Raw genomic sequence first — 8,874 nt, forward strand, 5'->3', positions numbered from 1 at the left:
AACCTTGCTGAGGGGTTCTGTCAGTCCAGGCGGAGGGCACTTTCTGCGTGAAGGGTATCGGGTTGCGTCCCAGGGTCTATGTCAGTGCCGATGGTTCGGGGGTCGTCGGGCATGCCGGTGCACGGTTGCTGGCGGATCTTGCCGATGCCACAGGTCTGACCGCCGCGTACTCCACCGCTCTCAGGCCGCTGCGGCCTCGCGGGACCGGACATGATCCGGGACGGATCGCCACCGACCTGGCGGTGATGCTCGCCGACGGCGGTGAGGCCATCGCAGACCTGGCCGTGCTGCGGGACCAAACCGACGTGTTCGGCTCGGTCGCCTCGACACCGACGGCCTGGCGGCTGCTCGCCGACGTTGACGAGCGGGCACTGGCTTCTGTGCGCTCGGCCAGGGCTTCGGCTCGGGAGGTCGCCTAGCTGCAGGCGGCCGAGACCAGCGAGGGCATACCCGCTGCCCGGGCTGCGGGGCGCTTGCTGCCCGGCCTGGTCCTGGACCTCGACGCCACGCTGATCACCTGCCACTCCGAGAAGGACGCGGCCGCGCCCACCTACAAGGGTGGTTTCGGGTTCCACCCGCTGCTGTGCGTCCTGGCCAACACCGGCGAGGCACTGTCCGGGCGGCTGCGGCCCGGCAACGCCGGCGCCAACACCGCGGCGTCTGCGCTTGCGGATATCGGCCACCTGGCCCTGGAGACACGAACTGGCCACGGCCTTCCAGCGCCTCGCGGCACTACCCCGCCCGGCCGGCTGACCAGCAAACCCCCGACCGCCCACGACCCGAAAGACCTTGGAGAACCCGACCATGCGCCGGGACTCCTCCATGCGCAGGCAACGAAATCACCCCGCCCACGCGACAGCAGACGAACAGCGACGTCTCATCACCCCAACCGAAACGGCGAGGCTAGGGAGCGTATCCAGTCGTGATCAATCTGCGGGATTCGCCCTCACGGTGGGGCCTGGACCGGTAGATCTTCTTGCGTGACGCGAGTGCAACTGACGGACGACGAGTGGGAGTTCATCGGGCCGTACCTGCCGATCCTCGTACAGCGGTGGCAGCGGTACTGAGTGTGCGGAGTGCGCTCACGCCTTGGACGGTGCCCTCGTACGCGATTCCAAGAACGCCAGTGGGCCTGTAGTCGCCGTCCGTGCGCACGCCTGGCGGGCCTTCATACGGGCTTTGAGGACGGCGAAGCCGGAGTGCTGACGGCGGCACGGGGTTCGAGGAGATCAAGTGCTGCCCTCCCAAGCGTTGGACGGGAAGCGGTGGGACAGGGCTGGCCGATGTCAAGGACGAGGTAGGGGGTGTGCCTGTCCCCGTGCCTGGTGTCGCTTTGCGTATGACCAGGTCACCGCGGTCATCAGGGCCGGGATGGCGAACAGTGGGGCGAAAGCGAAGCCCCAGACGATCTGTGCCGTACCGCTCGACATGTACGTCTGGCTCTCGACGGTGAAAGCGACCACGAGTTGCCACAGTGCCACCAGGACCAGGACGCCCGAGGCGGCCCAGGCCAGCCGGGCGAGGACCCTAGGGTGCAGCGGCCGCCACCGGTCACTGACGAGGAGCAGCGGAAACAGAGCGGCCAGCTCGGCAAGGACGGAGAGGCCGACGACGTAGCCGATGCCCCAGCCTGGGATGTCGAAGACGTCGCGCAGCACCTGGTCGCTGTAGCCCACATAGACACCGGACGCCATGGCGATGCGCCACAGGCCGGACGGGACGGCACACAAAGCGATGGCGTGGGCGGCGCGGCGAGCCCAGACAGGCGCAGGTGCGGATGCGGATGCGGGGAGAGGGGCGGTCGCTGTCGTCATGACGAACATGCTGGCCCTGGACATGGCGCCGCGCTTCGTCCGCTGCGGCAGACCGTATCCGCCCTGCGGATGAGGGAGCACCCGCTGAGGGAGGACCTGAGGAGGGCTCAATCGCCGGGCACGCCGGGTTAGCCCACGTCCGTCGATCGAGAACTTCGCGACCAACCCGGTGAACGTTCGCGGTCACGCACCAGGTCAGCCGGGAGGGAGCCTGAGTAGATCCCCCTCCCCAGCCCGGCCGAGGGCCGGGTCGTGGTGCCCGCGCAAGTTCACGCAAGTCCCTGGCTCCTGCTGGCCGTTGGGCGAAAGATCGGACACACACGACGACCGAGGAGGCCGGCAGGCAGCCAAGCCACTGGACGGCTCCGTTCCTGAGAACTAGGCCTTTCGGCCGGGTGGGCGCCCGTACAGCAGACTTTCGGCCGAGGGCCGGACGGATACCCGAGAGTCGAGTCTGTCGTCATGACTCGTCACAGCAAGCACACCTTTCTCACTGTCGCGCCGGCCGGAGCCACGGCGCTCGTCCTCTTCGGCCTGACGGCCTGCACCGATGTCGCTCCTGTCGGTATGGCGACGACCACGGGCGCACGCCCCGGGGCCGCGGGCCTGGGCGACACGCTCCATCCGGGACTCGGCAACGGTGGCTATCAGGTCGACCGGTACGACCTCGACATGCGCTTCACCGGAGACCTCAAGGAATACACGGCCACCACCACGTTACGAGGCCGTGCCACCCAAGCCCTCTCCCGGTTCAACCTCGATCTGGCCGGACCCGAGGTGCGCGACGTGACCGTCGACGGCCGCAAGGCGCGGTGGTCGCAGTCGGGCCAGGAGGTGCGGGTGACTCCGCGGACGGCGTTGCCGGACGGAGGCGAGTTCACCGTAAGGGTGACAGTGGGGGCGCGCGTGAGCAGCGAACCCGGCCGTGGCCTGTTCCGTGACAAGGGGTTCGTACAGACGCTCAGTCAACCCTCGTTCGCGCACCGTATGGCCGCGTTCGCGGACCACCCGGCGCAGAAGGCCCCGGCCACCATCACCATTACGGCGCCATCCCGCATGAATTCCATCGCCAATGGCGAGTTGGCGTCCGTCCGCCGTGACGGCGACTTCACCATGCGGCGCTTCGAGAACCAGGAGAAGCTGGCCCCGGAACTCATCCAGATCGGCGTGGGGCCGTTCACCGTCGTCAAGCGCCAAGGTCCCGACGGGCTCAAGCTTCGCCATGCGATCCCGAGCGACCAGGTGAACGCGGTCAGTCCCTATGTCGACAAGGTCATACCCGAGGCGCTCAGCTTCGTGACCAAACGGCTCGGTCCGCTCCCCCTGCGCACGTACGGGCTGTATCTCACGCCGCTCGGTGGCGGGTTGGAGACCCAGTCCCTGACAGTGATGGGCACCGAGGAATTCTCCGAGGAGGGCATGTCCATGCACGTGGACTCGATCGCCACACATGAGATGGCACATGAGTACTTCGGCAACAGCGTCTCTCCCCGGCGGTGGAGCGACGCCTGGCTGAACGAGGGTCACGCCACCTTCTACGAGTACCTGTGGGACGAGGAGAAGTACGGAATCAGCATGGAGGAGCGCCTACGCGAAGCCCACCAGGAGGCGAGCAGCAAACTGCGGAAGGAGGGCCCGGTCGCAGCGCCGCGCCGTGAAGGCTTCGAGCCCCATCCGGAAATGGCGCCTTACGGCTGGGGGATCTATGAGGGAGGCGCTCTGGCCCTGTACGCACTGCGGCACGAAGTCGGTGCGGCCACGTTCCAGCGCATCGAACGCGCGTGGGTGTCGAAGCACCGCGACGGCACCGCGAGCACGGCGGACTTCATTGCCCTCGCCAGTGCGGAGGCCGGTCGGGACCTGGAGCCCTTCATGCGTACCTGGCTGTACTCCGAGAAGCTGCCGGCGCTGCCCGGTACCGCTCGATGAACCAGCGGCGAGCCCGCTGGGCGCGGGCGCTCAGGGAGCTCAGGGAGCTCAGGGAGCTCAGGCGCGGTCGTGGTAGTCGGGGTAGGTCCGGCCGGGCGTGGCGGGTGACCGTGTTCGTAACTGCCGCGTGAGGCCCCGGTGTTGGCTGAGGACCTAGTGGTGTGAGGTGGCTCTCGGTCCTACGTTGGGGGACACGGGGACACGTACATCATGGGAGTGGATATGGCTGACGGGTCGGCAGACCCTGCGGAGCGGGTGTTGTCCAGGATTGACACTTCGGCGCCGCAATCGGCGCGGATCTGGAATTACTGGCTGGGCGGCAAGGACAACTACGAGGTGGACCGGGCTGCCGGGGACGCGTTCCGGGAGCTGTTTCCCGGGATTGAGGACGAGGCCCGGGCCAGCAGGTACTTCCTCGTGCGGGCGGTGCGGTTTCTGGCGGGCGAGCGGGGGATCCGGCAGTTTCTCGATGTCGGGACCGGGCTGCCCACGGTGGACAACACCCATGAGGTGGCGCAGCGGGTGGCTCCCGACGCGCGGGTCGTGTACGTCGACAACGATCCGCTGGTCCTGGCGCACGCCCAGGCCCTGCTCACCAGCACCACACCTGAGGGGATCACCCGGTACATCGACGCAGATCTGCGGGAGCCCGAGCGGATTCTGGAGGCGGCCAGGGAGACGTTGGACTTCTCTCAGCCCGTCGCGCTGATGCTGATGGGCATCCTGGGGCTTGTCGAGGATCACGACGAGGCCTGCTCGATCGTGCGGCGGCTGTTGGCGGGGCTGCCGTCCGGCAGTTATCTGGTGCAGTACGACGGGGGCAACACCAACGAGGTCTACAACGAGGCCACTCGGCGCTACAACGAGATCAGCGGCGCTCCGTACTTCCTCCGCAGCCCCGAGCAGATCGCGCGCTACTACGACGGGCTGGAGTTGGTGGAACCAGGCGTGGTGTCTTGCTCGCGGTGGCGGCTCGATTTCATTGAGGGTGACGGTGATGGCGACGGTGCGGGTGGGCTGCCGCCGGAAGTGAACGAGTACGGCGGGGTTGCGCGGAAGCCCTGACGTGACGCGAGGGCGAGGGCGTATGAGGGCAAGCCGGGGCCGACAGCATGCTGTCGGCCCCGGACCCGGCCCGCGCTTCGACGTGATCGTCAGCGGTCCATGAGGGCGAAGTCCCCCAAGCCGGCAAAGTCCCCCAAGCGGAAGCCTTCTGAGAGTTACGCCCCCTTTGTGAAGACAAGCACCTCCGTAGTGGCGACGCCCATGGGCGCCCGGAAGCTGGCCTTCAAGCTGCAGCCGAGGGTCGCGAAGAGGTCCACACATGTCTGGCGAGGCATGGCGGCCGGGTAGGAGTCGTGCCCCGCGCCGCCCTGCGTGGCCCAGGTGCGTACCGCGTCCGGGTCCAGGCAGGTCTCGGTCATGACGTCGAAGACGATCCGGCCACCGGGGCGCGTGACGCGTGCCATCTCGAAGAAGTAGCGGGAGGCGCAGAGGAAGGTCACGGTGTTGAAGACCTTATGGGCCTGTACGAGGTCGATGCTGGCGTCGGGTGTCGGGGCGAGACTGCTTCCTGCGGTCGGTTGGGCGACCACACCGAAGGTGTCCACCAGGTAGTTGGCCCAGGGCCCTGCCGTCTCGTAGATCTCGTAGCGCTCCGGTGAACACTCCTTCAGCGTCTTCTCCAGGTACCGTCCGGACCCGGGGCCGATCTCCAGCACCGTGTTCGGGCTGGCGGCGAAGACGCCGAGAGCCCGCAGTTCATCGATGGTGGACTGGGTGGCGCCAGGCGTCCCGTTCATGACCTCGTCGATGTAGTCGGCGACCGACAGACCGGCCGCCCGTGCGGCCCGCGTCGTCGCCTCGAACGGGATGAAGTCGTCGACGCCCCCCAGGTTGTTCGTACTACGCACGATGTCGAATCCCGCACGTCCCAAGAGCCGCTTGGCCCCCGACTTCAATGCTGACGTTCCGTTACTTGCTGCCCCCATCAGGCATACCCCCCAAATCGTCTCAACCCTTGAAGTGTCAGCATAGGATCGCGGACACGGGCGCGCAGGGGGACGGCGAATTCGCTACGCGGCTGTCAAGGCCAGTACAGCCAGTACGTCGAGGCCAGTACGTCGAGGCCAGTACGTCGAGGCCAGTACGTGGAGGCCAGTACAGCCAGTACACGGCGCCGGGCGCGCTCTCCGTCGTGGCCGGCGCCGCCTGCACCCGCTCAGGGTTCAAGTCGTCGTGAAGGCACGGCGGGGAGGGGCCTCGTCATGTGGAGTCGGCTTGCGAGTCAGGATCGAGTCAGGATCTGGATGCCCTCTGCCTCATGTCCGTTCATGGTGGCGACGGTAATGCGGCGGGTGTCGATGGAGTCGAATCCGGCCAACAGAGCGGTGAACCATTCCCTCGGGTGGTGGCGGCACACCGCGCCGTCATCGGTCCTGAACACTCCGTAGGTGCCGTAGCGTTCGGCGAATTCGGCATAGCGGTCGCAGTTGCGCTGGTCGTCCTGGAGGAGCAGGTCGCTGACGTAGAGCAGTCCGCCTGGTTTGAGCACGCGGCTCAGTTCGCTGATCAGCCGTCGTTGCGCCCGGTCGTCGGGAATGCAGGTGAGCACCGCGAAGAGCAGGATCACGTCGACGCTCGCGTCCGCACAGGCCAGTGTCGGCGGCTCGTCCAGCACTGCGAACTGCATCGTGGGGTGCAGTTGACGGGCCCGGGCGATCATTCCCGGTGAAGCGTCGACGCCGGAGAGGTTGTTGAAGCCTTGCTGTGCGAGGTCGTTCATGATGCGGCCGTATCCGCAGCCGTAGTCGAGGATCGCGGCATCTCGGCTGACGTTGTTCAGCCACGGCATGTGGAGTGGATGCGCGAACCGCTTCGTGCCCGTGGCCGCGGCCTTGTCCCAGTAGGCGGTCTGGCTGTCGAGTTCGGGCATCGCAGGGGGCTCCATCCCGTCGGCGTCTTCGGCGAGGGGCGTCACTGCCATGGTCTTGGGGCGTCCGCCTGGAGCGTACGGGGCCCAATCAGAGCTTGGGCAGCAGAAAGCCGGACACTTCGGTGCCTGGAAGCCTAGGTTTGCGGTGCCAGGGTGCGTAGGACGTCGAACTCGTTGCCCTCGGGGTCTGCCATGACCACCCAGTTTCGGCCTGGGCCTTGGCCCACATCCGTCTTGGTGGCGCCGAGGCCGAGCAGTCTGGTCACCTCGTCCTCGGTGCTGCCGTCGATCGGGCTGACGTCGAGGTGAAGCCGGTTCTTCACGGTCTTGCCCTCGGGCACCTGGACGAACAGCAGGGTGGGCGGCATCTGGCGGGCCCGAACATCCTCGACGGTCGGCACCCAGGAGCCGATCTCGACCTTGCCCTCACTCCGGTCGATCACCTTGAAGTCCAGGACCTCGCACCAGAAGGCCGCGAGCCTCTCCGGATCATGGCAGTCAACGGCCAACTCCGTGAACCTACTTGTCATGACTCCCCCAGACGTTCTCAGGCACCGTCGCAGAGGACCGTATACCGACTCTGGACCAAAACCAGGCCCACGGTGACCGCCTCGCCGCCGCGCTACAACTCCGCCTCGCCCCACAGAGTGACCCGCACCTCGTCACCCACGGACAGTTTGCCCGGCCGGAGTACGGCGTACTTCGTGCCGAAGGCCACGCCACCCGAGGTGGCTGGACGGGCTCGGCGGGCTCCGCGGACTCGGCGGTAGGCGGCGAGGGTGCGAAGCGGTTCTGGTCCCGCCCTCTTGCCGACTTGCTGGTCGACCAGGGTGACGGCGCAGCGGATGGCGAGCTTGGTGTAGGCGAGTTCCGTGTCAGCGATGGTGAGGTGGTGGGCACGGTCTTCGGTGTGAGGGGTGTCCCAGCCGTCGATGACGATGTTCGGACGGAAGCGGTCCATGGGGAGCGTGAGGGCGCCTCGCTCGATCAGCCGCTCGTTCAGTGCGTCGAGCGTGGATCGTGACAGGACGTGTACGGCGCTGCTGTCGGCGTAGCCGGAGCTGCCGGGGATCCGGCCATCGGTGACCCGGTCGTGTTCGGGCGGTACCCGCACCAGGCGGCTCGGGGCACCGAGGACTTCGGACAGCCACGCGGCGACTTCATCGCCCTGGTCGATTCCCGTGAACGGTGCGCCGAACAGATCCACGTCCCGGCGCGGACCGGACGTGTCGACGTCAATGTCGATCCCCATGTCGTCGATCTCGGTGTCGCCGATCTCCCTGTCCAACGCGTGCGGGCGTTCGGGGCCGTGGAGGGAGAGCCGTCCTCCGTCGGGGCTGATCCGGGGGCGGATCAGGGCCAGCCGCGGCCAGCGTCGTTGCGTACGGAACACGCCGTCCTCGCTGGTGACCATGAAGCTCCGGTCGTGCGCGAGACCCGCGGACGTCAGCACCGCGTCGTGCGGCGAGACGCCGGCGCATCCCTTGACGGGGTAGTACGACAGCTCTACGACTCTGGCCACGTGCTCCCCTTATGCCGTACGGCGTTCATGGCGTGCGCTGCCAGGAAAGCCCGTACCGCTTCGTACAGTCGCTCCGGCTGGTCCAGGTGTACGTCATGTCCCGCGTCCTGGATGAGCTCGGTCCGGGTGGCCGTCGGGCGTCGGGTTCGCATCTCCGCCGGCTCCGCGGCCCGCATCGTGCCGTTCGCGCCCCGTACGACGAGGGCCGGGCAGCGAACTCGGTCCCACTCGTCCCAGTACGACCGCTCGGCGAGCTCAGCCACCGCGGCCACCATCATGTCCCTGTCCACGAAGGGCATGGGCGAGTTGTCCAGCCAAGTGCCTATCTCGGAGGGCAGGTTGGGGTTCGCGCCGCCAGGACCCGCCTCTATGAGGAGCAAGGTGTCGACCAGGTGCGGGTGGGCAGCCGCCGTGAGCAAAGCCGTGTGGCCGCCCAGGGATTGGCCCACGAGCACCACCGGGGCCAAGGACAGGTGCTCGATCAGCGTCACAGCGTCGGCGACGAAGGACGCCCTCGTCATGTCCCGTGGGCGGCGTGTGCTGGCGCCGTGGCCTCGGGCGTCGTACGTCACCACTCTGTGGCCGTCCGCCTGGAGTCGGGCCGCCAGGTCGTCCCACTCCCCCGTGTGGCCTGCCAGGCCGTGCAGGAGGAGGAGTGGGGGGAGTGGGGGGAG

Annotated in this window: 8 protein-coding genes and 2 pseudogenes; 4 read left to right on the top strand and 6 right to left on the bottom strand. The window is 67.5% G+C overall.

Going from position 1 to position 8,874, the window contains the following annotated elements:
• Positions 1–17 precede the first annotated feature (17 nt).
• Positions 18–719: pseudogene (locus tag G5C60_RS52360) on the top strand (transposase); the annotation flags it as partial.
• A gap of 328 nt (positions 720–1,047) precedes the next feature.
• Positions 1,048–1,206 (top strand): annotated as a pseudogene (locus G5C60_RS28700) (DUF397 domain-containing protein); the annotation flags it as partial.
• A gap of 80 nt (positions 1,207–1,286) precedes the next feature.
• On the opposite strand, the gene G5C60_RS28705 reads toward G5C60_RS28700, so the two are convergent.
• The gene (locus G5C60_RS28705) at positions 1,287–1,814 is read right to left on the bottom strand and encodes a hypothetical protein (protein ID WP_241267137.1); all 528 of its coding nucleotides are present in this window, start codon (positions 1,812–1,814) and stop codon (positions 1,287–1,289) included.
• Positions 1,815–2,276: 462 nt separating this feature from the next.
• Between G5C60_RS28705 and G5C60_RS28710 the strand changes: the two genes are divergently transcribed.
• Both G5C60_RS28710 and G5C60_RS28715 read left to right on the top strand, forming a co-directional pair.
• Complete coding sequence (locus G5C60_RS28710; RefSeq protein WP_165263837.1) at positions 2,277–3,743, top strand: M1 family metallopeptidase; 1,467 nt, start codon at positions 2,277–2,279, stop codon at positions 3,741–3,743.
• 222 nt (positions 3,744–3,965) lie between these two features.
• Complete coding sequence (locus tag G5C60_RS28715) at positions 3,966–4,808, top strand: SAM-dependent methyltransferase (RefSeq protein ID WP_165263838.1); 843 nt, start codon at positions 3,966–3,968, stop codon at positions 4,806–4,808.
• Positions 4,809–4,963: 155 nt separating this feature from the next.
• Here G5C60_RS28715 and G5C60_RS28720 read toward each other — a convergent pair whose 3' ends face one another.
• From G5C60_RS28720 to G5C60_RS28740, 5 genes are all read right to left on the bottom strand, one after another.
• Entirely contained in the window at positions 4,964–5,734 is a 771-nt protein-coding gene (locus G5C60_RS28720; protein ID WP_165263839.1) for a methyltransferase domain-containing protein, read from the bottom strand.
• Positions 5,735–6,030: 296 nt separating this feature from the next.
• Entirely contained in the window at positions 6,031–6,729 is a 699-nt protein-coding gene (locus G5C60_RS28725) for a class I SAM-dependent methyltransferase (RefSeq protein WP_241267138.1), read from the bottom strand.
• Positions 6,730–6,812: 83 nt separating this feature from the next.
• Positions 6,813–7,208 carry a VOC family protein gene (locus tag G5C60_RS28730; RefSeq protein ID WP_165263840.1) on the bottom strand — a complete coding sequence of 132 codons (396 nt, stop codon included), beginning with the start codon at positions 7,206–7,208 and terminating at the stop codon, positions 6,813–6,815.
• A 92-nt stretch (positions 7,209–7,300) separates the two neighbouring features.
• On the bottom strand, positions 7,301–8,200 hold the full coding sequence (locus G5C60_RS28735; protein ID WP_165263841.1) for an MOSC N-terminal beta barrel domain-containing protein: 900 nt from the start codon (positions 8,198–8,200) through the stop codon (positions 7,301–7,303).
• Positions 8,185–8,874: alpha/beta fold hydrolase (locus G5C60_RS28740; RefSeq protein WP_165263842.1), on the bottom strand; the 690-nt coding region annotated here is incomplete at its 5' end. The genes G5C60_RS28735 and G5C60_RS28740, both read right to left, overlap by 16 nt.

This window comes from Streptomyces scabichelini (assembly GCF_011045015.1).
GTDB lineage: Bacteria > Actinomycetota > Actinomycetes > Streptomycetales > Streptomycetaceae > Streptomyces > Streptomyces scabichelini.